25 protein-coding genes are annotated in these 25,261 nt (G+C 73.4%); 12 read left to right on the top strand and 13 right to left on the bottom strand.

The window, feature by feature from the left end; all coding sequences use genetic code 11:
- Positions 1-3 precede the first annotated feature (3 nt).
- The 5 genes from ACXJKF_RS01335 to dtd are packed head-to-tail and all read left to right on the top strand — an operon-like array spanning position 4 to position 2,442.
- Positions 4-270: a type II toxin-antitoxin system Phd/YefM family antitoxin gene (locus ACXJKF_RS01335; protein ID WP_456785941.1), complete on the top strand. Its 267-nt coding sequence runs from the start codon at positions 4-6 to the stop codon at positions 268-270.
- A 1-nt stretch (position 271) separates the two neighbouring features.
- Positions 272-691 carry a type II toxin-antitoxin system VapC family toxin gene (locus ACXJKF_RS01330; RefSeq protein WP_456785940.1) on the top strand — a complete coding sequence of 140 codons (420 nt, stop codon included), beginning with the start codon at positions 272-274 and terminating at the stop codon, positions 689-691.
- Positions 692-710: 19 nt separating this feature from the next.
- Positions 711-1,049, top strand: a complete 339-nt coding sequence (locus ACXJKF_RS01325; RefSeq protein ID WP_456785939.1) for a DUF2516 family protein — start codon at positions 711-713, stop codon at positions 1,047-1,049.
- Positions 1,043-2,008: an asparaginase gene (locus ACXJKF_RS01320; protein WP_456786020.1), complete on the top strand. Its 966-nt coding sequence runs from the start codon at positions 1,043-1,045 to the stop codon at positions 2,006-2,008. Before ACXJKF_RS01325 ends, ACXJKF_RS01320 begins: the two co-directional genes overlap by 7 nt.
- Entirely contained in the window at positions 2,005-2,442 is a 438-nt protein-coding gene (dtd, locus tag ACXJKF_RS01315) for a D-aminoacyl-tRNA deacylase (RefSeq protein ID WP_456785938.1), read from the top strand. The genes ACXJKF_RS01320 and dtd overlap by 4 nt, the downstream gene beginning before the upstream one ends.
- Here dtd and ACXJKF_RS01310 read toward each other — a convergent pair.
- Positions 2,439-3,083, bottom strand: a complete 645-nt coding sequence (locus ACXJKF_RS01310; RefSeq protein WP_456785937.1) for a hypothetical protein — start codon at positions 3,081-3,083, stop codon at positions 2,439-2,441. The two genes, dtd and ACXJKF_RS01310, sit on opposite strands and share 4 nt — an antisense overlap.
- Before the next feature lie 940 nt (positions 3,084-4,023).
- Between ACXJKF_RS01310 and ACXJKF_RS01305 the strand changes: the two genes are divergently transcribed.
- The gene (locus ACXJKF_RS01305) at positions 4,024-4,566 is read left to right on the top strand and encodes an O-acetyl-ADP-ribose deacetylase (protein WP_456785936.1); all 543 of its coding nucleotides are present in this window, start codon (positions 4,024-4,026) and stop codon (positions 4,564-4,566) included.
- Between the two features lie 10 nt (positions 4,567-4,576).
- Positions 4,577-5,326: a PIG-L deacetylase family protein gene (locus ACXJKF_RS01300; protein ID WP_456785935.1), complete on the top strand. Its 750-nt coding sequence runs from the start codon at positions 4,577-4,579 to the stop codon at positions 5,324-5,326.
- A 1-nt stretch (position 5,327) separates the two neighbouring features.
- Here ACXJKF_RS01300 and ACXJKF_RS01295 read toward each other — a convergent pair whose 3' ends face one another.
- From ACXJKF_RS01295 to ACXJKF_RS01280, 4 genes are all read right to left on the bottom strand, one after another.
- Complete coding sequence (locus ACXJKF_RS01295) at positions 5,328-8,096, bottom strand: cation-translocating P-type ATPase (protein WP_456785934.1); 2,769 nt, start codon at positions 8,094-8,096, stop codon at positions 5,328-5,330.
- 103 nt (positions 8,097-8,199) lie between these two features.
- A complete protein-coding gene (locus tag ACXJKF_RS01290; protein ID WP_456785933.1) occupies positions 8,200-10,302 on the bottom strand; it encodes an MMPL family transporter in 2,103 nt (700 codons plus the stop codon).
- Between the two features lie 169 nt (positions 10,303-10,471).
- Complete coding sequence (locus tag ACXJKF_RS01285; RefSeq protein ID WP_456785932.1) at positions 10,472-11,524, bottom strand: aminotransferase class V-fold PLP-dependent enzyme; 1,053 nt, start codon at positions 11,522-11,524, stop codon at positions 10,472-10,474.
- Positions 11,525-11,683: 159 nt separating this feature from the next.
- Positions 11,684-12,337: a SanA/YdcF family protein gene (locus ACXJKF_RS01280; protein WP_456785931.1), complete on the bottom strand. Its 654-nt coding sequence runs from the start codon at positions 12,335-12,337 to the stop codon at positions 11,684-11,686.
- A gap of 154 nt (positions 12,338-12,491) precedes the next feature.
- Between ACXJKF_RS01280 and ACXJKF_RS01275 the strand changes: the two genes are divergently transcribed.
- The gene (locus ACXJKF_RS01275; protein WP_456785930.1) at positions 12,492-13,163 is read left to right on the top strand and encodes a hypothetical protein; all 672 of its coding nucleotides are present in this window, start codon (positions 12,492-12,494) and stop codon (positions 13,161-13,163) included.
- A complete protein-coding gene (locus tag ACXJKF_RS01270) occupies positions 13,160-13,966 on the top strand; it encodes a hypothetical protein (protein WP_456785929.1) in 807 nt (268 codons plus the stop codon). Before ACXJKF_RS01275 ends, ACXJKF_RS01270 begins: the two co-directional genes overlap by 4 nt.
- A gap of 4 nt (positions 13,967-13,970) precedes the next feature.
- Here the strand turns inward: ACXJKF_RS01270 and ACXJKF_RS01265 are convergent, their stop codons facing one another.
- Genes ACXJKF_RS01265 through ACXJKF_RS01240 form a run of 6 tightly spaced genes read right to left on the bottom strand, consistent with a single transcriptional unit; the run spans position 13,971 to position 20,354 of the window.
- Positions 13,971-14,498: an alpha/beta hydrolase family protein gene (locus tag ACXJKF_RS01265; protein WP_456785928.1), complete on the bottom strand. Its 528-nt coding sequence runs from the start codon at positions 14,496-14,498 to the stop codon at positions 13,971-13,973.
- Entirely contained in the window at positions 14,498-15,304 is an 807-nt protein-coding gene (locus ACXJKF_RS01260; RefSeq protein ID WP_456785927.1) for a Cof-type HAD-IIB family hydrolase, read from the bottom strand. Before ACXJKF_RS01260 ends, ACXJKF_RS01265 begins: the two co-directional genes overlap by 1 nt.
- 13 nt (positions 15,305-15,317) lie before the next feature.
- On the bottom strand, positions 15,318-16,562 hold the full coding sequence (locus ACXJKF_RS01255; protein WP_456785926.1) for an allantoate amidohydrolase: 1,245 nt from the start codon (positions 16,560-16,562) through the stop codon (positions 15,318-15,320).
- Entirely contained in the window at positions 16,562-17,779 is a 1,218-nt protein-coding gene (locus ACXJKF_RS01250; protein ID WP_456785925.1) for a pyridoxal-phosphate-dependent aminotransferase family protein, read from the bottom strand. Before ACXJKF_RS01250 ends, ACXJKF_RS01255 begins: the two co-directional genes overlap by 1 nt.
- Entirely contained in the window at positions 17,776-19,284 is a 1,509-nt protein-coding gene (locus tag ACXJKF_RS01245; RefSeq protein ID WP_456785924.1) for an AtzH-like domain-containing protein, read from the bottom strand. Before ACXJKF_RS01245 ends, ACXJKF_RS01250 begins: the two co-directional genes overlap by 4 nt.
- Positions 19,281-20,354, bottom strand: a complete 1,074-nt coding sequence (locus ACXJKF_RS01240) for an acetamidase/formamidase family protein (protein ID WP_456785923.1) — start codon at positions 20,352-20,354, stop codon at positions 19,281-19,283. Before ACXJKF_RS01240 ends, ACXJKF_RS01245 begins: the two co-directional genes overlap by 4 nt.
- Before the next feature lie 29 nt (positions 20,355-20,383).
- Between ACXJKF_RS01240 and ACXJKF_RS01235 the strand changes: the two genes are divergently transcribed.
- Entirely contained in the window at positions 20,384-21,064 is a 681-nt protein-coding gene (locus tag ACXJKF_RS01235; RefSeq protein ID WP_456786019.1) for a YoaK family protein, read from the top strand.
- 4 nt (positions 21,065-21,068) lie between these two features.
- On the opposite strand, the gene allB is transcribed toward ACXJKF_RS01235, so the two are convergent.
- On the bottom strand, positions 21,069-22,382 hold the full coding sequence (gene allB / locus ACXJKF_RS01230) for an allantoinase AllB (protein WP_456785922.1): 1,314 nt from the start codon (positions 22,380-22,382) through the stop codon (positions 21,069-21,071).
- Between the two features lie 188 nt (positions 22,383-22,570).
- Between allB and ACXJKF_RS01225 the strand changes: the two genes are divergently transcribed.
- A complete protein-coding gene (locus ACXJKF_RS01225) occupies positions 22,571-23,383 on the top strand; it encodes a hypothetical protein (RefSeq protein ID WP_456785921.1) in 813 nt (270 codons plus the stop codon).
- Between the two features lie 4 nt (positions 23,384-23,387).
- Positions 23,388-24,497, top strand: coding sequence for a J domain-containing protein (locus tag ACXJKF_RS01220; protein WP_456785920.1), 1,110 nt, complete (start codon positions 23,388-23,390; stop codon positions 24,495-24,497).
- A 17-nt stretch (positions 24,498-24,514) separates the two neighbouring features.
- Here ACXJKF_RS01220 and ACXJKF_RS01215 read toward each other — a convergent pair whose 3' ends face one another.
- Positions 24,515-25,261 carry an aspartate/glutamate racemase family protein gene (locus ACXJKF_RS01215; RefSeq protein WP_456785919.1) on the bottom strand — a complete coding sequence of 249 codons (747 nt, stop codon included), beginning with the start codon at positions 25,259-25,261 and terminating at the stop codon, positions 24,515-24,517.

Here is a 25,261-nt window from a genome sequence, read left to right as displayed (position 1 = left end):
TGCGTGGACGTCTCGGTCAGCGCGTTGCGCGCAGAGCTCAGGCAGTGGATCGAGGCCGCGCGTGCCGGGGAGGACGTCGTGATCACCGAGCGCGGGATCCCCGTCGCCCGGCTCAGCGGCATCGAGGCGGCGGACCTGCTGACCCGGCTGGAGCGTGACGGGCTGCTCACACCGGCCACGGCGCCCCGACCGCCGGCCCGGTCCACGGAGCGCGGCGCCCCGGCGGCGAAGGGCGGGGTCTCGGACCTGGTCCGTCGGCTGCGGCGCTGAGATGGCGGTCGTCTACCTCGACACCAGCGCGCTGGTGAAGCTGTGCGTCGCGGAGCCCGGTTCCGCGCTGGTCGCGGCCCTGTGGGACGGCGCGGACCTCGTGGTGACGTCCCGGCTGGCCGACGCCGAGGTGCGGGCGGTGCTCGCCGGCGGCAGGCGGGCGGGACGGCTCGACGACGAGGCCGCCGCCGATGCGCTCGCCGCGTGGGAGCGGCTGTGGCCCGGGCTGCACGTGCTGGAGCTGCGGGACGTGGTGACGGTCGCGGCGGCCGGGCTCGTCGGGCGGCACCCGCTGCGGGCCGCCGACGCCCTGCACCTCGCGTCCGCCCTGGAGCTGCGGTCGCCGGACCTCGTCGTCGGCGCCTGGGACGAGCACCTCGCCGCCGCGGCGCGCGCCGAGGGCCTGCTCGTCGTCCCCTGATGTCTCGTAGGCTCGCCCCGTGATCGCGAGCCTGCAGGTCGTCATCTTCTTCGTCTTCTACATCGCCATCTTCGGGCTGTGCCTGTGGGCGCTGATCGACCTGCTCCGGCGGCCGTCGAACGCCTTCCCGCAGGCGGGCAAGCGGACCAAGGGGTTCTGGGGGGCGATCGTCGGTGTTGCCACCGCGGTCTCGTTCAGCGTGATCCCGATCCCCGGCGTGCCGCACCTCCCGTCGTTCCTCGCGCTGCTCGCCGCGGTGGGCGGGATCGTGTACCTCGTCGACGTGAAGCCCGCCGTGACGCCGTACTCCGGCCGGCGAGGGCCGCGCGGACCGTCCGGTCCCTCCGGCGGCTGGTGAGCGTGCCCGACATCGGCACCGCCGCCGTCCCGCTCGCCCGGGTGCTGCGCGGAGGGCTGGTGGAGTCTGTGCACTCCGGCCACGTCGTCGTGCTCGCGCCCGACGGGTCCGAGCGGTTCGGGCTGGGGGACCCCGACGCCACGATCTGGGCGCGGTCGTCGCTCAAGCCGTTGCAGGCGGTCGCGATGCTGCGCGCGGGGCTGGACGTGGACGGTGCCGAGCTCGCCCTGGTGTGCGCCAGCCACAACGCCGAGCCCGCGCACCTCGGCGTCGTCCGCGCGCTCCTCGCGGCCGCGGGCCTCGGTTCCGAGGACCTGCGGAACACCCCCGACTGGCCGTTGGACGCCGACGCCGCGTGGCGGTGGCGTGCGGACGGGCACGGCACGGAGCCCCTGTCCCAGAACTGCTCCGGCAAGCACGCCGGGATGCTCGCGACCTGCGTCGCCGCGGGCTGGCCCACGCAGGACTACCTCGACCCGTCGCACCCGCTGCAGGTGGCGACGCGGGAGGTCGTCGGCAAGCTCACCGGGGTGCCCGTGGAGCTGGCGACGGTCGACGGCTGCGGGGCGCCGCTGTTCTCGACGACGCTGCGTGGGCTCGCCCGGTCGTTCGCGCTCCTGGCCGCCGGTGACGGGCTCCCGCGACGAGTCGGTCGGGCGATGTCGACGCACCCGTGGCACGTCGCCGGCACCGGCCGGGACGCCACGCGGTTCATGGAGGCGGTCCCGGGCCTCGTGGCCAAGGACGGTGCCGACGGCGTCTACGCGGCCGGCCTGCCGGACGGGGGAGCGGTCGCGCTGAAGATCGTCGACGGGTCGTCGCGGCCCCGGCCGGCCGTGCTCGCGGCCGCGCTCACCGTGGCGGGCGTGGACCCGGCGCTCGTCGAGGCCGTCGCCCTGACCCCGGTCCTGGGCCACGGGCGGGCCGTCGGCGAGGTCGTCGCTACCTTCGGCGCATGAGAGCCGTCGTCCAGCGCGTCACGCGCGCGTCCGTGACCGTCGACGGTGCGGTGGTCGGGGAGATCGACCGGCCCGGTCTGGCGGCGCTGGTCGGCGTCACGCCGGGCGACGGTCCCGCGCAGGTCGAGCTGATCGCCCGCAAGATCGCCGAGCTGCGCATCCTGCGCGACGAGCAGTGCGCGGTGGACGTGGGTGCTCCCGTGCTCGTCGTCAGCCAGTTCACGCTGTACGCCGACACGCGCAAGGGCCGCCGGCCCACCTGGAACGCCGCGGCACCCGGACCGGTCGCGCAGCCGCTGGTCGACGCCGTGGTGGACGCCCTGCGCGACCGCGGGCTCGAGGTGGCCACCGGGGTGTTCGGCGCGGACATGGCGGTGGAGCTGGTCAACGACGGACCCGTGACGATCCTGCTGGAGTCGGTGCCCGACGCCTAGGGGTGCTCGCAGCGGCCTGTCGAGACGCTCAGCAGCTCCATGCCGGGCGGCGGTGACGGCGGGTCCTCGATGGACGGGTCGGCGACGTCGGACAGGCGGACGCCGAACTGGTCCCGGCAGAACGTCCCGGGCTCCACGGCGTCCCAGCCGCCCGCCAGCATCCCCGACCCGACCTTGGCCTGCGCCGCGGCGGAGTCGACGACCGCGTACAGGTGCGTCACCTGCGAGCACTCCTGCAGGCAGAGACCGTTCTCGACGCTGGAGATGGTGAGCAGCTGGGCGCCGGTCGCCACCGGCAGCGACGCACCGACGCCGGTCATGCGGGCCAGGCTCGGACCGCCCAGCGCGCCCAGGTTGAGCCCCACCGCGGCCAGCACCACGGCCGCGCCGAGCAGGAGCCAGCGCCGCACGGGTGACCGCCGGACCAGGAACCAGGTGGGGACGAGCGCGACCAGCATCGCCACGACGGCGATCGCCGGACCTGCGGGTGTGCCGCCCTTGCGCGTCAGGAGCACGACCGCTCCCACCAGGAACGCCCACGCCGACCAGACGACCAGCACACCGATGCCACGAAGCACCCAGCCACGGGCAGTGACCCGGTCCACCGCCTCGGTGGGCTCCATGAACGTCGTCGCCACCACGGCACCTCCCTCCCCGGCCGCGAGCGTGCGGCAGCACCGATGCGCCCGCACGATCGGTGCGGCTCCGCGGGCCCGACGGAACATACCGAAGCAGGAGCGGCGGCACGCCGCGGGCCGGTCGCTCGCGATCCACCCGAAAGGATTCAGCGCAGAACGCGGCGAACCGGGAGTCGTCCGGGCAAACGGAGAGGGCCCCTCGGAGTAAGCGTCCGAGGGGCCCTCTCGTGCTCGCAGGTCTTCCGTCACCGGCGGACCGGTGACCGACGCCGCGCTGACGGTGCGGCTACCTCCCGACCCCCGGGTTTCGTCGCCGACGCGGTCACCCCGAAGGGTTCCGGCACCGACGACCCGCCGCGGGCGGGACGACTGCGAACTACCTTCCGGTCCTTGACGGCCCCCGCGTCGTCATCCGCGGGTCGTCGCGTTGCCACGACGATGTGGTCATCCGTTCTCCGGTCGGCTCGACATCCACAGCCTGTCCCCACCGGCGCCACCTCCCCGAAGGGCGTTCTGCGCCGCCTGCTCGAGTCCCCGAGGGGCCTCGAGCGTCGAGGCTCCGGCCCTGTCCGAGTGGCCATCGACCCGGTCCACGCGATCTCCGAAGAGGCCACCTGACCTGCGGTTTCAGTCTCCCCGGGAGGGATCCTTCGCCTGCGGTTCTCGATCTGTCGATCTCGATGTGAGATTTCTAACCCTTGTCGGCAGGGGCCCGCAAGGGCTTCTCGGAGCTTTCTTTGTCCACCGCTCTACCCACACCCTTGTCCACAGGTCCGCCCGCCTGGAAGCCCGGTAGACACAGGGGTGTGGACGAAAGATGTGGACGACGGGCGAGTCGTTCACCCGTCCGGCTGCGGGTCCCTTGTACCCTGGGAACCGGTGAAGGCCCCTCGGAGTAAGCGTCCGAGGGGCCTTACCCATGTGTCGACGCCATGATGGACCGATGCTGATCGAGTCCGTCCTCGGGGACATCACCACGCAGGACGTCGACGTCGTCGTCAACGCGGCCAACTCCTCGCTCCTCGGCGGCGGGGGAGTCGACGGCGCGATCCACGCCGCTGCCGGGCCGGAGCTGCTGGCCGCCTGCCAGGAGCTGCGGCGCACCACGCTGCCGGACGGGCTGGCCGTCGGGGACGCCGTCGCGACCCCCGGGTTCGGGCTGGCCGCGCGCTGGGTGGTCCACACCGTCGGACCCAACCGGCACCGGGGCCAGACCGACCCCGTGCTGCTCGCGTCGTGCTTCGCGCGGCCCCTGGAGCTGGCGGTAGGGCTCGGCGCGTCGAGCGTCGCGTTCCCCGCCGTCAGCGCGGGCGTGTACGGCTGGGCCGTGGAGGACGTCGCGCGGATCGCCGTCGGGACGGTCCGGGTGTGGCAGGAGGGGGTGGCGGCCGGGGGCGGCGGGCCGCAGGGCATCGAGCTGGTGCGGTTCGTGCTCTTCTCGCAGAGCGCGCTCGACGCCTTCCGGACGGAGCTGGACCGCGCGTAGCGTCGCAGCCATGCCCGATCTCCTGCCGGCACTTCCGGACTCCGAGTTCCGTCGCGTTCTGTGCGTCGTCGCCCATCCCGACGACATCGAGTACGGCACCTCGTCCGCGGTCGCGACCTGGACCGCGCGCGGGGTCGAGGTGGCCTACCTGGTGCTCACCCGCGGGGAGGCCGGCATGGACGCCTCCCCGCCGGACCGCACCCGGGAGGTGCGCACCCGCGAGCAGGTCACGGGGTCCGCGGCGGTCGGGGTCACCGACGTGCGGTTCCTCGAGCACCCCGACGGCGTGCTCGAGTACGGGCTGCCGCTGCGGCGGGACATCGCGCGACGGATCCGGGAGTACCGGCCCGACGTGGTGCTCACCGGGTCCTGGGAGCTCGAGTTCGTCGCCGGGCTGAACATGGCCGACCACCGCGTCGCCGGGCTGGCGACGCTCGACGCGGTGCGCGACGCGGGCAACCGGTGGGTGTTCACCGAGCTCCTCGACGACGACGGCCTCGAACCGTGGCAGGTCCGCTGGCTGCTGGTCAGCGGCGACCCGCGGGCGACGCACGGCGTGGAGGTCTCCGCGGACGCCCTGCGGACCGGGATCGCGTCCCTGGAGGCGCACGAGGAGTACCTCGCAGGCCTGCCGGGGCACCCGGCCCCGGCAGACATGCTCCCGATGATCGCCTCGATGCAGGGGCGCGCGATGGGCGTCGAGCACGCGGTGCTGTTCCGGGCCTACGACCTGCAGGCCCCACCACCGCTGCTCGACTGACCTACCCGCGGGCGCGTGCCGGGCTCACGGCCTCCTTCGGGTCCAGGACGAGCTCGGTGGTCGCCCGGTGCCGCATGATCACCTTGTCCACCTCGGCGACGAGCGGCAGCAGGAGCGAGAGGCCCAGGCAGGCCAGCCACTGCGGACCCGACAGCGACTGCGTCGTGAGCCACCCCTGCAGGAAGCCCAGCTCCGTCGCCAGCACGACGAGGATCACCGGGGCCGAGAGCACCTTCACCGCTGTCAGCAGGGGAGCGGCGAGGCCCGACTCGGGCTCGCGCCGCAGGACCAGCCCGGACAGGACCGAACCGAGGCCCATGACCACGAACGCCATCGTCATCGACGCCGTCGGGGTGTCGGCGGCCGGGGTGTCCGGACCGGCCACCAGCGGGATCCCCGAGGAGATGCACAGGACCATCCCGTAGAGGATCCAGCGGCGTACCGCGTGGCCGTTGCTGATGCCGAGCTTCGGGTCGCGGGGTGCGCGGTCCATGATCCCCGGGCCGACCGGGTCGAGCATGATCGCGATCACCGGGAACACGGCCACGAAGAAGTTGAGGAACAGCACCATCATCGGCGTCATCGCGACACCGTCCGCGATGTCGAACAGGCTGGCCGCCAGGAACAGCACCACCAGGCCGATGAGCTGGCTCATCTGGAACCGGATGTACGCGGTGATCTTCTGGTAGATGCTGCGGCCCAGCTCGACGGCGTGCACCAGGGTGCTGAAGTTGTCGTCGGTGAGCACCAGCCGGGCGGCCTGCTTGGTGACCTCGCTGCCGGAGCCCATCGCGACGCCGATGTCCGCCTGCTTGATGGCGGCGGCGTCGTTGACGGCGTCGCCGGTCATGGCGACGACCAGGCCCTGCTTCTGCATGAGCTGGACGAGCCGGAGCTTGTCCTCGGGGGTGACGCGGCCGAACACGTGCAGGTTCGGCAGCCGCTCCAGCAGCTCGTCGTCGGTGAGGGCGGCCAGCTCGGGACCGCTGATCGCTCCCGGGCCCAGGCCCAGCTGCCGGCCGATCGCGCTCGCGGTCACCGCGTGGTCGCCGGTGATCATGCGGACCTCGATGCCGGCCTTGAGGGCGATCTCGACGGCCACCTTCGCGGTGGGCCGCAGCGGGTCGACGATGCCGACCAGGCCGACGAACACGAGCTGCTCGACGTACGACATGGGGTCGGCGACCAGCCCGGCCTCGTCCGCGGGCGTGAGGAACCGCGTCGCGAAGGCGAGCGTGCGCAGACCCTGCTCCGCGAGCCGCTCCATCTCGGCCTCGATGTCCGCGCGCATGTCCTCCAGCGGGACGGTCTGGCCGGGGCCCGCGAGGGCGTGCGTGCACCGCTGCAGCACGACGTCCGGGCCGCCCTTGACCACCTCGACGAGCGACCGGTCGCCGCGCCAGGGGAGCCAGTGGGCGGTGGCCATGAACTTGTACGCCGAGTCGAACGGCACCTCCGCGACGCGGGGGTACGTCCGGCGGCTCTCCTCCGCGTCGATGCCCAGCTTCGCGGCGAGCACCACGAGGGCGGCCTCCGTCGGGTCGCCGATGACGGCACCGGAGTCGGACACGGTCGCGTCGCTGGCCAGGCACAGGCCGTAGGCGAGCGGCGTGAGGTCCGGCACGTCGGCGCCCGCCGTCTGCAGGATCTTGCCCGTCTTCGCGTAGCCGCTGCCCTCGACCGTGAAGTGCTGACCGATCGTGTACAGCGCGGTCACGGTCATCTCGTTGAGGGTCAGGGTCCCCGTCTTGTCGGAGTTGATCGAGCTCGTCGCCCCGAGCGTCTCGACGTCGTTGAGGTTCGCGACGACCGCCTTCGCGTCGGCCAGCTGGCGTGCCCCGTACGCGAGCATCGCCTGGACGAACGTGGGCAGGCCCGTCGGGATGGCGGAGATCGCCACGGCGGTCGCCAGGAACAGCAGGTCGCTCGGGGACTGGCCGCGGGCGATGCCGATGAGCACGATGACCGCCACCGCGCTCCACGCGATGACGCCCAGCACCTTGGTCAGCTTGTCGAGCTCGCGCTGCAGCGGCGACTTCGTCTTCTCCACCGACGACAGCAGCGTCGCGATGTTGCCGATCTGCGTGGTCATGCCCGTCGCGGTGACCAGCATCGTGCCGGTGCCGCGCGTGACCGACGTGTTCTGGAACGCCATGTTGGCCCGGTCGCCGAGGGGGACGTCCTCGTCGGCGAGCGTGATCACGTCCTTGCCGATCGGCGTGCTCTCGCCGGTCAGCGCCGCTTCCTGCGTCTCCATCGTGGCGGTCCGCAGCAGCCGGCCGTCGGCGGGCACGATGTCGCCGGCCTCGAGCTCGACGATGTCACCCGGCACCAGGTCGTGCGCCGGGATCTGCACCAGGGCGCCGTCGCGCCGCACGCGGGACTGCGGTTCCTGCATCGTGGCCAGCGCGTCGACGCTCTTGCGCGCGAGCATCTCCTGGCGCGTCCCGATGACGACGTTGATCACCACCAGGAAGCCGACGATGAGGGCCGTCGACCCCTGCCCGATGGCTGCGCTGACCACCGCGACGGCGATGAGCATGATGTTCATCGGGTCCCGCAGCTGCTGGAAGACCACGGACCACACAGAGGGGGCCGCCTGTGCGGTCAGGGTGTTCGAGCCGTACCGCTCCCGGCGCGCCGTGACCTCGGCCGACGAGAGGCCTGTCGTCGGGTCGGTGCTGAGCTGCGCGCTCGCAGCCTCTGGGTCGAGCGCCCACCATCGGGTGGCCGGCGCGGTGGTGGTCGGTGTCTCAACGATCTCGGTCACGTCAGCTCCTGGCGCCGCTGGAGTGCCCTGCGAAGGGCCCTGCGCCAGACGTTATCCCGAGATGCCCGGATCGTCTGGACGATCCGGGCATCTCGCGTGGCGATCAGGCGACCGGGACGGGTACCGGCCTCTCGGCAGGCTCCGGGTCGGGCTGCCTGCTCAGTGCGCTGGGCCACCACATCGCCTTGCCGATGTCGAGGTTCAGCGCCGTGACCAGCACGGACCTGACCACGAGGGTGTCGAGCAGCACCCCGAACGCCACGGCGAAACCGATCTCCGCGAACGCCACGAGGGGCAGCGTGCCGAGCACCGCGAACGTCCCGGCGAGCACCAGCCCGGCCGACGTGATCACCCCGCCGGTGGCCGCGAGACCGACCAGCGAGCCGCGATGGTGCCCGAGCCGGATCGCCTCCTCCCGGACCCGGGTCATGAGGAAGATGTTGTAGTCGATCCCCAGCGCGACCAGGAACACGAAGACGAACAGCGGGAAGGACGTGTCCGCCCCGGCATAGCCGAAGACGTACTTGAACACCAGCGCGCTGATGCCGATGGCGGCGCCGAACGAGAGCACGACGGTGCCGATCAGGACCACCGGGGCCAGGATCGAGCGGAGCAGGAGCACGAGGATGAGGAGCACGACGAGCAGGATGATCGGGATGATCAGCAGGTTGTCGGCCGCGGAGGCTCGCTGCACGTCGAGGTTGACGGCCGTCGCGCCGCCCACCAGGGCGTCCGCGTCGGGGACGTCGTGCACCGCGTCCCGCACCCGGTCGACCGTGTCGTAGGCGTCGTCGCTGTCGGGCGCCGACGTGAGGGTGCCCTCGATGTACGCCAGGCCGTCCTTGACGACGGGCTCCGTGATGCTCGTCGGGTCGATGCCGTCGACGTCGGCGAAGACGATCGCCACCTCGGTGGCCTGTTCGGCGTTCGCGATGACCGCGACCGGTGAGCCGGCGCCGCCGGGGAAGTGCGCGGCGAGCACCTTCTCGCCCACGATGGACGGCTGCTCACCACGGAACGACTCCTCGGTGGTCAGGCCGGTCGCGTTGAGCGCGACGATCCCCAGGCAGGCGACGGCGAGGATCGCGGACGTCCCGATCCACGTGGCACGCGGCCGGCGCTCGATGCGACCGCCGACCCGGGCCCAGAAGCCGTGCTCGGACGGCTCGTCGTCGCCGAGCTTCGGGGTCCGGGGCCAGAAGATCCACCGGCCGCACGTCACCAGCAGCGCCGGCAGCAGGGTCAGCATGACGAGCACCGCGACGCCGACGCCGACGGCCGCGACCGGACCGAGGCCAGCCGTCGAGTTCATGCTCGCGAACAGCAGGCACAGCATGCCGATGGCGACGGTGGCGCCGGAGGCGATGATCGCCGGGCTGGCCCGGTGCAGGGCGAGGGCCATCGCCTCGTGCCGGTCGCCGTGGTTGCGCAGCTCCTCGCGGTAGCGCGCCACGAGCAGCAGGGCGTAGTCCGTCCCCGCGCCGAACACGAGGACCGTGAGGATGCCGGCGCTCTGCGCGTTGACCGTGAGGTCGTAGTTGTCCGCGAGCAGGTAGATCAGGGCCTGCGAGACGGTGAGCGCGACCCCCGCCGAGATGACCGGCAGCAGCCAGAGGATCGGGCTGCGGTACGTGATGAGCAGGATGACGATGACGACGGCGACGGCCGCGTACAGCAGGGTGCCGTCGATGCCCTCGAACGCGGCCGACGAGTCGGCGGCGCTGCCCGCCGGGCCGGTGACGTAGACGTCCAGACCGTCGGGGCCGTCCTCGGCCGTGGCGCGCAGGTCGTCGACGGCGTCCGCGGCGAGGTTCCAGCCGTCCGAGCCGAGGTCGAGCGGGACGATGATCTGCACCGCCTGCCCGTCCTCCGACGGGATCGGGCCGATGACGTCACCGTCGAGGGTGTCCAGCGTGCCGAACTCCTCGGCGTCCGCCGCGACGGCCTCGAGGTCGTCCGGGGTGAGGCCGTCCGGGCGCTCGTAGACGATCACGGCGGGGATCGTGTTGGAGGACACGAACCCGGCGGCGACGTCGAGCACCTCGGTCGACTCGGCGTTGGCGGGGAGCCACGACTTCGCGTCGTTGTCCTGCGCGCCCGTGAGCTTGCCCGCGAGGGGGCCGAGGAGCGCGACGACGACGAGCCAGAAGATGATGACGGCGAACTTGAGGTAGCGGTGGGTGATCCACCCGGCGACCTGAGACATGGGTGTGTCCTCATGTAGGGGTTTGTCGACGACGACAGGAAGGTGCGGCCCGCCCGACGGGAGATACATCGTCGGGGGCCGGTGTCGATGCTGTGAACGAGCCTAGGATTTCGCCGTCGCCAGGCACAGGGATATCGGGGAGACCCCCGAGTCGACCCTCAGGTTCCCCTCAGGAGTTGCTCAGGGCAGCCACAGCCCGCTCGACGTCGGCGGTGTCGTTCCAGACGTGGAACGCCAGGCGGACGCCACCACCGCGGCCCGCGGCCCGGGTGCCCTGCGCCGCGAGCAGGGCGCGTCGCGAGCCCGCCGCGTCGTCGGGCAGCCGGACGATCGCGCTGCCGCCCGGGGGCAGGCCGAGGCCCGCGCGGAAGGCGTCCGCCAAGCCGACGGTGTACCCGTGGACGGCGTCGCGCGGTGCCGCCGCGAACAGCTCCAGCGCCGGGACCGCCCCCACCCAGCACAGCCAGGCGGGGGAGACGTCGAACCGTCGGGCGTCCCGGGCGAGCGCCATCGCAGGCCCGTAGACCGACGACCAGATCTCCTCGCCCGCGTACCAGCCCGCGCTCGTCGGGCGCAGGCGGTCCAGCAGGTCCGGGCCGACCGTGAGGAACGCGGTCCCGCGCGGTGCGGACAGCCACTTGTAGGACGCGCACACCGTCACGTCGAGCGCCGTCGCGTCGACCGGGAGCCAGCCGGCGGCCTGCGTGACGTCGCAGACGGTCATCGCGCCGGCCGCGGCCGCCGCTGCGGCGACCGCCGCGACGTCGGCGACGCGCCCGTCGACCGACTGCACCAGCGAGAACGCCACCGTGTGCGTGGACGGGCGGACCTCGTCGGCCAGCGACTCCACCGGCACGTGCCGGACCGTGACGCCCCGGTCGGCGTGGGCCAGGAACGGGAACACCACCGAGGCGAAGTCACCGTCGACCGTGAGCACCTCCGCGCCGTCCGGCACGCTCGCCGCGACCAGGCCGATCAGCGCGGACGCCTGCGAGCCGACCGCCACCCACGACGGGTCGACCCCGACCAGCCGCGCGTACGCGGCCCGGGAGGCGACGACGGCCTCGTCGTACACCGCGAGGTCCGCCTTCCCCGCCTGCCACGTGTCGAGCGCCTCGTGCATCGCGGTCGCCGTCGCCCGCGCGGGCAGCCCGCACGTCGCGGCGTCGAGGTAGCCGGGGACGGGGGTGAACGCGGCGCGCAAGGTGTCGAGCGGGTCCATGAGGTCGATCGTCCCCCACATCCCCGTGAGCCACGCAGCCGCCGAGAACGTCACTTCCCCGCGAGACCGGCAGTTCACAGTGACGTTCTCGCGGAGGAGTGACGTTCTCGGCTTCCGCGCGACGAGCTGAGTGGGCTTGATGGGGGTCTGTGGTGCCGGTCAGCCGGCGGCGAGGGCATCGTGCACCGCCGACTCCGGGGGGCCGGCGTAGATCGGGGAGCGGTGCGTGACCGCGTCCCAGGCTGCCCGCCAGGACGCCGGGAGCTCGCGGACGCGCCAGGTGAGCGCCTGGACCGGTTGGACCGACTGCGACGACACCCCGACGCCGGTCACCGTCACCCCGGCAGCCGCGCACGAGAACAGCGCGCGGCGCAGGTGGTAGTCCTGCGTCACGACGACCGCGTCCTGGACCCCGAATACGTCGTGCGCCCGGACGCAGGAGTCGTGGGTGTCGAACCCCGCGTGGTCGCGGACGACGTCGTCCGCGGGGACGCCGTGGTCGACGAGCCATTCCAGCATCGCGGACGGCTCGTCGTGCTGGGGCGTTCCGTTGTCGCCGCTGACCAGCAGGACGTCCACCTCCCCGCGCTCGTACAGCTCGCGCGCGGCGTCCAGGCGGCGGGCCAGGTACACGGACGGGCTGCCGTCCGGACGGAGCCCGGCGCCCAGGACGAGGGCGACCGACGCGGGGGAGTCGTCGTCGGTGCGGACCTTCGACTGGCCGACTGCCTGGACCGCGAGGATCGGGACCGCGACCAGCGCCAGCAGCACGCCACCCACGACCCAGGCGGCGCGACGTCGGCGGGTGCTCACGGTCGGAGCGTAGGGCGTCAGACGTTCGGGAGTGGGGTGTGCTGCGGCAGGTCCGGCCATCCGGTCCCAGGATGACTTTGCCGCGGCACTCGGGGCTCCCTACCGGTGTCGGAGCTTCTTGTTGTAATAGGTCGCTCATGCGACTATATACAGCGTGAGTGGAATGGGCACGGGCGAGGCAGCGGCGCGTCTGCGCGTCTCGCAGCGCCAGGTCGAACGGATGCTCCGCACCGGTGCCCTGAGAAGCCTGGGAACCGTCGGTCGGACTGCGCTGGTCGACCCCGTCTCCGTGGCGAAGCTCGCCCAGTCCCGGACCCGACCGGGCCGCCCGCTCAGCGCGGCGGTCGCGTGGGCGGTGCTCTTCGCATGGAGTGGACGCGACGCTCCGTGGCTCACGTCGGGACAAGGGCGCAACGTGCGCCACCTGGTCGGGACCACCCCGGCCGAGGAGCTCTCGAGCCTGACCCGCAGTCGCGCCACCGTCCTGGTCCTTCGTGGGTCGGCGTCCTACCTCCCGGACCTTCGCGCCCACCTGACGCTCAGTGGCGCGTCGGCGCCGCTGCGTCTGGGGCTGACCAAGGACGTGGAGGTCATCGACGGGTACATCGACGGCCGTCGTGCGCAGGAGTGCATCGATGCGTACGGGCTGGTCGAGGACTCTCGCGGCAACGTCACGCTGCGTGTGACCACGCTCGACGACGTGCTTGGTGCGGCACTGCCGTCGGCGGTGCCGGCCACTGACCTGTCCGCCTCGCTCGACCCCCGCGAACGCGAAGCAGGGCTGTCGCTGCTGCGCGAGCTTCGCCGGGACGCGGTGGACGGGTGAGCGTCCTCGCTGTCGACGCTCCGCCCGGCGGCTGGGCGCACCCGTGGCCGGCAGCCGTCGAGCTCGCGCGGGTGCTGTCCGTGGATCGGTGGGTCCTGGTCGGCGGCCTGATGGTTCAGCTCCACGCAGCGGCGCAGTCCTTCCCTGCCGTCCGTCCGACCGACGACCTCGACGTGCTGCTGAACGTCCGCGCTCATGCCGGTGCGCTGGGTGATGCGGCGTCGGCGCTCCGTGGTCTCGGGTACGAGCCGGTTCCACCTCTCGCCGCGCGGGATCCTGCCCACCGGTTCCGACGTGGCGCGACGCTCGTCGACGTGGCCGTGGGCGGAGGTGAGGAACCGCGGAGCCGGGCTCACGGCGGCGACGTCGTCGATGTGGTGGTGCCTGATCACCTACCGGTTGCGCAGCGACCTCGGATGCTCAGCCGCCCGGTGATGGCGATCGACGGAGGATTCCAAGCCCTCGAGCGCACGGTCGTCACCGAGATCGACCCGCGCGACGGACATGGTCCGGTCCGTATCGCTCTGCCCAGCCTCCTGGGTGCCCTGGTGCTGAAGGGTGCGGCCTACCTGGCCGACTCACGGGACCCGGAGCGTCACCTGCGCGACGGTGCCGTGCTGGCCGCGTTGATCACCAATCATCGCGAGGTGCGTGCTGAGCTGAAGGGATCGGACCGCAGACGCATCGCAGCGCTGAACGGCCCGGATGCGCTCCGTGACCCGTTCCACCCGGCGTGGCTCCTCCTCGACGAGCAGCTCGCGCGGCGCGGGCAGGACACCTTCCGACTCCTCGTGATGCCCTGACCGATCAGGTGAGCGCCGCCAGCCAGTCGCGGACGGCGTCGGCGACGGCGGTCTGGCTCGTCGGCAGGTGCGGGCCGGGCAGGAAGACGGTGGTGACCGGGCCCGGGATCGCGGCCAGGTGGTGGGTCAGCTCGTCCGGGGAGCCGAACGGGTCGGTCGTGCCGGAGACGGCCAGGACGGGGACGCGGATCTCCGGCAGGTGCGCGATGCGGAGCGTCTCGGGACGGCCGGGCGGGTGCAGGGGGTAGGAGAGGAGCACGAGGCCGGCGACGGGCAGACCCTCCGCGACGGCCATCGAGCACATCCGACCGCCGAACGAGCGGCCGCCGAGCACCAGCGACTCCGTGCCGACACCCAGCGCCGAGGCGAACGCCGACGCCTGGGCCCGCACGGTCGCGATCGCGGGCGCGGCCGTCTTCGGCAGGTCGAGCCGCAGCACCGGTAGGGGGGCGACGGCCTTCTCGACGGCGACCAGCGGCGCACCGTCACGGGACCCGCCGAAGCCGGGGGTGAGCAGGAGGCCGGCGAGCATCACACGAGCCCGAGGACGGAGCGGATGGTGCGGACCACGCCGTTGGCGTTGTTCGACGGGGCGACGAACCGCGCGTGCGCGCGGACGTCGGGGTGCGCGTTGTCCATCGCGAACGAGAAGGACGCCGCGTCGAGCATGCCGATGTCGTTGAAGTAGTCGCCGAACGCCATGGTCTGCTCCGGGGTGATGCCGAGGCGTTCCTGGACCGCGCGCAGGGCGTGGCCCTTGTCGGCGGTCGGGCTCATCACGTCGACCCAGTGCTCGCCCGACACCAGGGCGGCGAACCGCTCCAGCAGCGGGCCGGCACCCGTCGCGGCGGAGCCGAAGTCGTGGACGGCGACCTTGAGGACCTCGTCGTCGACCGCGGTCAGGTCGTCCACGACGGCGAGCTTCGCGTAGTACGGCGTCGCCTGGTCGAGGAAGGCGTCGTCGGACCGCTCGACGTAGGCGGAGCGCTTGCCGCACAGGACGGTGCCGAGGTCGAGGTGGGTGGCGTCGCGGACCGTCTGCACCGCGTCGCGCGCGGCGCTCAGGGGCAGACCGTCCGCGCTGATCTCCTCGTCGTGCTGCACCACGTAGGCGCCGTTCTCCGCGATGTAGACCAGCTCGTCGCGGGCGAACTGGCGGCGCAGCGCGGCGTACTGCCGACCGCTCGCGGGGCACAGCAGGATCCCGCGGTCGGCCAGCTCGTCCAGCAGCGGCCAGAAGTCGTCGTGGACGCGCTTCTCGTCGTCGAGCAGGGAGCCGTCCATGTCGACGGCGATGAGCCGGATGTCGGGGACGGAGTCGAAGAGCGGCGGTTCCACGGGAACGATCTTCTCAGGAGGCCTCGCGCGCCAGGTGCTCGACCGTCGCGACCAGCGCGGTCAGGCCGGTCTCCACGTCGGCCACGCTGACGTCCTCGTCGGGGTGGTGGCTGATGCCGTCGGGGTTGCGCAGGAACAGCATGCCGACGCCGGTGACCGCGCCCATCGCCATGGCGTCGTGCCCCGCGCGGCTGAACAGCGCGGGGACGTGCCGCCGGCCGGTGTCCTCGATCCCGGCGCGCACGACGTCCTGCAGGAGCGTGTCGCACCGCACGGCGGGCGCCTCGTGCAGCTCGCGCGCGGACCAGGTGAGCCCGCGCCGGCCGGCGATCTCGTCGAGCTCACGGGTGATGCTGCCCCAGACGCGGTCGCGGTCGTCGTCGTGCTCGCCGCGCAGGTCCACCGTCAGCCGCGCCTCGCCGGGCACCACGTTGACCGCCCCCGGGAACGTCTCCAGGCGGCCGACGGTGCCGATGATGTGGTGCTCGGCGCGGCACAGCCGCTCGACCGCGAGCGCGACCTCGCTGGCGCCCAGCAGGGCGTCGTGCCGCTTCTCGTACCGGGCGCCCCCGGCGTGCCGGGCCTCGCCGTCGATCTGCACGGCGAACCGTCGCGCGCTCGCGATCGAGGTGACGACGCCCAGCGGCGCACCCCCGTCGTCGAGCTCCGGGCCCTGCTCGATGTGCGCCTCCAGGTAGCCGGCCAGGCTCGACGGCGCGCGCGCCGCGGTCCCGATGCGACCCGGGTCCAGGCCGAACTCCCCGAACGCCGTGCGCAGCGTGGTGCCGTGCTCGTCGGTCAGGTCCCACCAGGCCTCGTCCCAACGACCCGCCATCGCGGACGACCCGAGCAGCGCGGTGCCGAACCGGGCGCCCTCCTCGTCCCAGAACGCGACGACGTCCAGCCCGAACCGGAAAGAAGGCACCTGGGTTCGCAGCGCGCGGACCACCTCGATCGCCATGAGCACGCCGAGGATCCCGTCGTACCGGCCGGCGTCGGTCACGGTGTCCAGGTGCGACCCGAGCAGCAGCGACGGCGCCTCCGGGTCCCGCCCGGCCAGGTGCCCGCACTGGTTGCCCGCCGCGTCCTGCCACGTGTCGAGCCCGACCTCGCGCATCCAGCGGGCCGCCACCCGGTTCACGCGGGCGTGCTCGGGGGAGAGGTAGACACGCTCGATGCCGTCGGTCATCGAGGTGTACGCGGCGAGCTCGTCGCAGCGCGCCATGATGCGCCGGGCAGCGGTGTGGGTATCGAACATCAGGCCGCTGACCACGCCGGGTACGCCGCGTCGACGCCGCCCCCGTGAGGGACCTTCGCGCCGGCCCGTCGCAGCACCTGCTCCAGCGCGGCGAGCGTGGTCAGCACCGTGTCGAGGCGTGCGTTGGCGCCCATCGTGCCGATCCGCCAGACGCGACCGTGCAGCGGGCCGAACGACGTGCCGATCTCGATGCCGAAGTCCTGCAGGAGCGCGCCGCGGACCGCGTCGCCGTCCACGCCGTCCGGGATCTCGACCGCGACCACGTTGTTCATCTTGTGCGCCACGTCCCCGAACACCCCCAGCCCCAGGCCCTGGACCCCCGCGAGCATCGCGCGGCCGGCCCGCTCGTGCCGGTCGATGACGGCCTGCCGGCCCTCCTCGACGATGATCCGCGCGCACTCGCGCGCCGCGTACAGCATGCTCGTCGCCTCGGTGTGGTGGTTGAGGCGCCGTGGCCCCCAGTAGTCGAGGATCATGCCGAGGTCGAAGTAGTTGGAGTGCACGGGTTCCCCGGTGTCCTCGTCGGACTCCTCGCGGATCCCCGCCTCGATGCGGCGACGCCCCCGGATCACGTCGACCGCCTTCTCGGACAGGCTGATCGGCGCGCTTCCCGACGGGCCCGACAGGCACTTCTGCAACCCGGCCGTGGCGGCGTCCAGGCCCCAGCCGTCCATCTCGAACGGGTTGCCGCCCAGGGACGCGGTCGCGTCCGTGTAGAACAGCACGCCGTGCTTGGCGCAGATCTCGCCGAGCTCCTCGAGCGGCTGGAGCATGGTCGTCGACGTGTCGCCCTGCACCATCGCGAGCACGTGCGGGCGGACACGGACGATCGCCTCCTCCACGGCCTTCGCTCCGAACACCTGCCCCCACGGCGCCTCGATGGTGTGCACCTCGGCCTGCGCGCGCAGCGCGATCTCCGCCAGCAGGTGCCCGAACCGCCCGAACACCGGGACCAGGACGCGCTCGCCGGGACGGACCAGCGACACCAGGGCCGCCTCGATCCCCGCCCGGGACGTGCCGTCGACCAGCAGCGTCGCGTCGTTGGTCGTCGCGAAGACCTCGCGGTAGAGCGCCATCGTCTCGTTCATGTACCCGGTCATCACCGGGTCGTACTGGCCGACCAGCGGCGTCGAGAGGGCGCGCAGGACGCGCGGGTCGGCGTTGACCGGACCGGGGCCCATGAGCAGGCGGGCGGGCGGGTTCACCGGGTGGGTCATGCGAGGCCTCCAAGGGCGTGGCGGACCAGGGACAGATCGCTGCCGCGGGGGCCGACGAGGCAGACGCCGACGGGTGCCGGGCCGAGCGCGGACGGGAACGTCAGCGCCGGGAACGTCAGCGCGGGGAGCCCGCCGATGCCGGCCAGGGCGGTCATGCGCAGGGTCGCGGCGCGGACGCGGTCCAGCTCGTCGGCGCTCGCGGTCCGTGCCGGGGCCGGGCCGGGGGTGGTCGGCAGCACGAGGACGGCGTCGGCGACGACGGCACGGATCTGCGCCGCGAGCCGCTCGACCTGCGCGCGAGCAACGGCCTCCTCGTCGGAGGTCACCTCGCTCGCGATCGCGAACCGCTCGCGCACGCCGGGTCCGACGGCGTCGGGGTGCGCGGTGACCCAGGCGCCGTGCGCCCGCCAGGCCTCCGCGGCCTGCACCACGCGGAAGGCCTCGAACCAGTCGTCGAGCGGCCCGACCTCGACCTCCTCGACGGCCCCGCCCGCCCAGGCCTCGAACGCCTCCCGGGTCGCCGGCTCGACCAGCTGCAGGACCTCCGCGGGCACGAGCCGGCGCGACGGGAGCGGCGGGGCGTCGTCCTCGAGGCACCACGTCACGACCGCGTCGAGCGTCGCACCGTCACGCGTCAGCCAGCCGACCGTGTCGAACGACGGCGCGAGCGGCACCATGCCCTGCCGCGGCACCAGCCCGTGCGTCGTCCGCAGCCCCCAGAGCCCCTGGTAGCTGGCCGGGACACGGATGGACCCGGCGGTGTCGCTGGCCAGGCCGACGTCCGCCTGGCCGGTCGCGACCGCGGTCGCCGGACCGCTCGACGAGCCACCCGGGAGCGCCCCGGGGACGGCGCCGTTGGCGGGGGTGCCGTAGTGCGCGTTCGCCCCCGCGATCGAGTACGCGAGCTCGTCCGTGCGGGCCAGGCCGCGCACCGACGCACCGGCCTTGAGCAGGTCGAGGACCGCAGGAGCGTGCTGGCGCTCGCGGGCGGCGTCACGCAGCCAGGTCGGGTTGCCCGCGCCGATCCGGTACCCGCGGACGGCGAACACGTCCTTGACCGCGACCCGCAGGCCCAGCAGTGGACCGTCGAACGCGCCCTGGTAGAGCGGGTCGCCCACCGTCCGCCACACCGACCGGTCGAAGCTGGGCGTGCGCCCGGTGACGTGCGCGGCGGTGATCCGCCACCGCCCGTCGGCCAGCTGCCACACCTGCGTCTGGAGCCCGGTGCCCCCGCCCTCGTAGCGGGAGGTCGCGACGACCAGCCAGCAGTCGTCGGCCAGCTGCCGGGACTCGACCCGGTCCAGCACCCGCGGCGTGATGCCGCCGCGCGCGCTGCGGAACGCGCTGATGGCGTCGTGCCCGACGAGCAGGCCGTTGCTGTCTCCACGCAAGGTCGATGGGCCGTCGGCGAACGCGTCGTCCAGAACCGCGACGTCGTCCTGCGCGAGTGCGCGCTCGTAGGCGTCGAAGGCGTCCTGCAGCTCGGTAGGGAGGGACCAGGTCATCGGGCGATACCCTCCAGGTCGGCCTTGCGGATCCGCGCGTGGGCCCCGCAGACCTGGTCGACCACCTGCGAGATGTCGATGTCGGTGGCCGCGGACAGGTACGCGTAGGCGAGGTGCTCGTCGAGACCCCACCGCGCCTGCAGGAGCGCGAGGGCGGCCCGGACGCACCTGCGCACCGCTTCGTTCAGATCGGGATCCATACCGGTCGGCACCAGGTGCTCCGGCGTCTCGACGAGCGGCCCCTCGAAGGGCCCGAACTGCGCGAGCGCCTCGACGGCCGGCACCACGTCGAACCGCAGCGTGACCCGCAGGGACGCCTCCAGCGCGGTGAGCGCCACCTCGCCGTCGCCCTGCGCGAAGTGCGGGTCGCCCACGTACGCCAGCGCGCCCGGCACCTGCACCGGCAGGTAGAGGGTGCTGCCCACCTGCAGCAGGTTGATGTCGATGTTCCCGCCGTGCGCGCCGGGCGGCACCGAGTGCGGGCGCTCGTGCCCGGCGACCGCGACGCCCATGATCCCGAGGAACGGTGCCAGCGGGAACTCGATCAGCCGCTCGCCGCCCTCGACGGCCGGGAGGCAGCCGGTGATGCCGTCCTTCACGGTGGCGAACACGCTCACGTTCTCCGGCCCGCGCGGCAGCTCGCCCGGCAGCGCGCCCCGGCCGTGCCGGTTCGAGATCACGCCGTACGGGACGCGCGGGGTCGTCTCCAGCACGGTGATCGCCAGCAGGTCGCCCGGCATCGCGCCCGCGACGTGGATCGGCCCGGTCACCACGTGCGGCCCGTCGGCGGGGTCGCGTGTCAGGCTGCCGACGATCTCGACCGCGTCGGCGAGCACGTCGTCCGGCGCGACGCCGTGACCCGTGAAGAACACCAGCGGGTCGCTGCCCTGGTCGTCGAGCAGGCCCTCGTGGCTGACCGTGTCGATGGTCACCTCGGTGCCGGCCTCGATGCTCAGGACGGGGGCGTCCGTCGCGCACGGAAGGCGGCCCCACAGGACCGTCGCGGGCGTCGACGGGAGGTAGGCGGCGGCACGGATCTGGCCCGTGCCGGGCTGCAGCGTTGCACTCATCGGTCCCGCACCCCCACGATGACGCCGTGATGAAGACCTGGGACGACGCGCGCCGACACCTGGTGCTCATGCTGGCACTGACGTTCACGACGGGCATCGTCGACGCCGTCGGCTATCTCGGTCTGGACCGGGTGTTCACCGCGAACATGACCGGGAACGTGGTCATCCTCGGCATGGCGCTCGCGGGTGCCGACGACCTGCCGGTGCTGGGCCCGGCGCTCGCGCTGGTCGGCTTCCTGGCCGGTGCCGCGCTCGGCGGACGGGTGCTGCGGACCGCGCCGGCCGGCTGGTCGGACCGCACGAGCGGCACGTTCGCGGCGACCGGGGTGCTCGCCGTCGGGCTGGGCATCGGCGCACTGATCGCGCCGCCGGTCGAGGCCACCACCTGGGCGCTCGTCGTCACCACGCTGCTGGCCGTCGCGATGGGGCTGCAGGCCGCGACCGCGCGTCGGCTGGCCGTCAAGGACGTGACGACGGTCGTCGTGACGTCGACGCTCACGGGTCTGGCCGCCGACTCCCGGCTCGCCGGCGGCACCGGGGACGGCTGGGCGCGGCGCTCGCTCGCGGTCGCGCTGATCCTGGTCGGCGCCGCGGTGGGCGCGCTCCTGCTGCACGTCGGCGGGGAGCGCGGGGTGGGCGTCGGGATGCTGTTCGCGGGGGTGCTCGCGCTGGTCGCGGCGGTGCTCGGGCACGCGCACCGCGAGGCCTGATCGCTCACGCACAGGCGTGCCCCCGGCCCGGAGCCGTGACGGCCCCGTCCTCCACGATGGTCTGGCCGTAGAGCCAGACGGTACGCACGGCTCCGGCCAGCGTCGCGCCGTCGTAGGGCGAGACCGGGTTCTTGTGCTCGAGGGCGTGCACGTCGACGACCCGTTCCGCGTCGGGCGCGAACGCGACGAGGTGCGCGGGCGCCCCGACCGTGAGGGTGCCTCGCGCGACACCGGCGATCCGGGCCGGTCCCGTGGTGACCAGCGGGAGCAGCTGCTCCAGCGCGATCCCACGGCGTCGCGCCTCCGTCCACACCACCGACAGCCCCAGCTGGAGGCCCGCGATGCCGCCCCAGGACAGCCCGAAGTCGGTGTTCTTCAGGTCGGCCGTCGACGGCGAGTGGTCGGACACGATCGCGTCGACCGTCCCGTCGAGCACGGCGGCCCACAGCAGGTCCTGGTTGCCGGCGTCGCGGATGGGCGGGCAGCACTTGAACTGCGTCGCGGCCGACGGCACGTCCTCGGCCCGCAGCGCCAGGTAGTGGGGGCACGTCTCCACGGTCAGGGGCAGCCCCTCGGCCTTCGCGGACCTGATGAGGTCGAGCGAGCCGGCGTCGGACAGGTGCAGGACGTGCGCACGTGCGCCCGTCCGGCGCATCGCGTCGATCACGCGCGCGATCGCGTGGCGCTCGCTGACCGCAGGGCGGCTGGCAAGGAAGTCGGCGTACCGCGGCCCGAGCGCACCGTCGGCGTGCAGGTCCGCCGGGTCCTCGGCGTGCACGATCAGCACGCTGCCGAGCGCCGCGACCTCCGCCAGCGCGGTCTCCAGCTGCTCGGTGTCCAGGTGCCCGAACTCGTCGACCCCCGACGGCGTGAGGAACGCCTTGAACCCGCGGACGCCCGCCGCGTGCAGCGGGCCGAGCGACCCCAGGTTGTCCGGCACCGCCCCGCCCCAGAACGCCACGTCGACGCTCAGCTTGCCCTCCGTCGCGGCCCGCTTGGCGGCCAGCGCCTCGACGGTCGTCGTGGGCGGGATCGAGTTGAGCGGCATGTCGACGAGCGTCGTGACCCCACCGGCCGCCGCGGCGCGGGTGGCCGACGCGAAGCCCTCCCACGCCGTGCGGCCGGGCTCGTTGACGTGCACGTGCGAGTCGACCAGACCCGGCAGGAGCACCTCGTCGTCGGGCAGCGTGACCGGGTCGTCGGACGGCGCGTCGAAGGGCAGCACCGCGGTGATGACACCATCGCTGACCTGCACCTGTGCAGGCCGGAAGGCGCCGTCCACCCAGGCGCGCTGCGCGCGCACGACACGGTCCGGCATTCGGCCTCCTGGTGTGTTCGCCGACTCGCGCCAGGCTACGGCCACAGTGCCGCATGCCGTGTTTCGACGGCATTTCTTCCGGCGCGAGCGCGTCGGGCACGGTCGAGTGCACTCTTCCGGCTCAAACGCCCACCGTCGACGGACCGTCGGCGCTAGCGTGTGCGCGTCGCCCGCCTGGGGAGGTATCGATGACCGACGAGCGTGCGCTCGTGCGCCGTGCACACGAGCTGACGGTCGTCCCGACGACGTCGCGCAGCACGCAGACGGTCGGCTTCGACGCCGAGGTCTTCGGCTGGGCCGATCTCCCCGTGCAGACCCGGCGGGACGCTCAGCACGACAGCCCCGTCGTCGCTGAGCAGGCCTGCTCGGACGGCTCCCTGCAGCAGGTCGGGCCCGAGGTGCTCCAGGTGCTGCGGGCCTGGAGGGCGCACCGGGACCGGGTGTACGTCGCCGTCGCGGCGCGGCCGGTGGTCGTGGGCGGGCAGTCGGCCGTGGTCGCGGGACCGTGGCGCCACGTGCACCTGGATCGCCACGAGAGCGACGGCACCCCGCAACGGCGGATCGGGTGGGTCCCCGCCGGTGTGCCGGGCTCGTCGCCGCATGCGCCCGCCGCTGACGGACCCGTGACCGATCCGGCCGCTCCGTCGGCGTCGTCGGCGCAGGCCTCCGCTGCGCAGGCCTGGCCCTTCCTGCCTGCTGTCGTGCGCGACGGAGCCCTGCGGACCGTGCCCGTCCCCACCGACTGGCTCGGGCACGTCGCCCAGACCACCGGTCCGGATCTGCTGCCGAGGAGCCAGGAGATCGTCGTGCTCCGTCGCGACGAGAGAACCGCCCTCGTGATCAAGGCGACGCGTGAGCTGCTCCCCCAGCTGGGCAGCACGGCCGACGAGCACGCGCAGGCGCTGGCCCGCGCCGACTGGCTGGTCGAGCAGGTGACCTACCGCCTCCGCGTCCCCCCTGGGCTGGCGGCCAGTCGTCCGGCCACGCTCCCGCGCGTGTGATGCCGTGACGCACTACGAGGTCCTCGGCGTCGATCCGGACGCGTCGCACCACACGATCCGCGCCGCGTACCGGCGACGTGCCCGCGAGTCGCACCCCGACACCGGCGGCTCCGCGACCGAGTTCGCCGCCGTCTCCGTCGCCTGGTGGCACCTCGGCGAGGCCGGGCGCCGTGCCGAGTACGACGCCGGGCTCGACCCCGCGGCCCCCGAGGGATGGGGCGAGGACGTCGGCTTCGGCGCACCCGTTCCACGCCGGCCGGCGCGGCCCGCTCCGCGCGACCACCCCGACGTCCCGACGCCGGTCCGGACGGACCCGAGCGACGACGTGCCGGTCGACCGACCGCCCGTACCCGACGACGTCCCGTCGGAGCCCTCGGGCACGACGTCCGGACCGATCAACCCCTTCACCTCGCCGTTCCGTGCGCTGCCGCGGCTCGAGGACGAGCTGAACGCCCTGCGGCCCCCGCCTCCGCGCCTGACGTTCTCCGCCTTGCGGTGGGTCCTGCTCCTGATCACCGTCAACCTGATCGCCCGGTCGGCGCAGCCGGCCGGGCCCCACCTGGTGAGCGCGGCCACCGACGCCGGGATGCTGGTGTTCGCCCTGTGGGTCGGGCTCGGCTTCACGGTGCGTGTCACGGGCGCGGAGCGGCCACCGCCGGTCCGGCGCCTCGAGCAGGTGCTCCTCTGGGGCGGCGTCGCGACCTACGCCGTCGTCGCCGTGAGCTCGGCGGGGAGCCTGAGTCGGTCGGACGCCGTCGTCGTGCTCGTCGTCTGGGTGATCGGGACCCTCCTGGCGGCCCTGGCGGAGTGGTGGGTCGCGCGGACGCGCCACTGTGACCTGGCTTTCCGGTCACTGACGGAGCGCCACGAGCTCGCCACCCAGTGGAACACCCTGCTGCGCACCCGCGAGCGCTCGGGTCGGAGCAGGTTCTGGGACGCGACCCAGGTGTCGACCCGGATCTGGGCGCTGCGTTCGGACGACGGCGGTGCGTTGCTCGGCGTTGCTCCGCGGGCTGCTCCCCAGGCGTGGGTCGACCTCCTGCGCTCGACGGGACTCGACGTCGCGGACGCGTCGACGCCGCGTGCGGCCCGAGTCGCCGACCCCGCTTCCTGATCGCGTCGCCCGCTGCGTCAGGCCACGGGCACGGGGGCGTCCGCGCGGATCTCGAAACCCGCGAGGAGCCCGGCCATCGGCTTGGCGGGCGGCGGTGCGTACTCGTCGGTGCCGCACGGCCGGAGGCCCAGGGCGACCAGGGACTGCGCGAGCACCGTGCCGGCGGCGACGCCGTCGACCACGGGGACCCCGATCTCGTCGGCGATCATCGCGCAGAGCTCGGCCATGCCGGCGCAGCCGAGGACGACCACGTCGGCGCCGTCCTGCTCGACCGCTCGTCGGCACTCGTCGACGAGCCGCGCGCGGGCGCCGTCGAGGGCCAGGACGGGCACCTCGCACGCGCGCACGGCGACGCACGCGTCCCGGAACCCGTACCGGTCCACCAGCTCGCGTGCCCGGGCGGTCGTGCGGCCCAGCGTGGTGACGACGGCGAACCGGCGGCCGACGAGGGTTGCGGCGTGCATCGCGGCCTCCGCGATCCCGATGACCGGACCGCGGGCGAGCTCGCGCGCGGCGTCGACGCCGGGGTCACCGAAGCAGGCCACCACGTAGGCGTCGACCCCGTCGGACTCCCCGAGCGCGATCTGCTCGAGGATGCCGGGGACGGCCAGCGCCTCCTCGTAGTGGCTCTCGATCGACGCGGGACCCATCGTCGGCTGGACGGCGTCGACGAGCGTCCCCGGGGCCGCCACCACCCGGGCGGACCGACCGATCAGGTCGGTCATCGCCCGGGTGGTGTTGGGGTTGATGACCCGGATGTGCAC

It is taken from the genome of Cellulomonas sp. P5_C5 (genome assembly GCF_054049655.1).
This window is presented reverse-complemented; position numbering and strand designations above follow the sequence as displayed.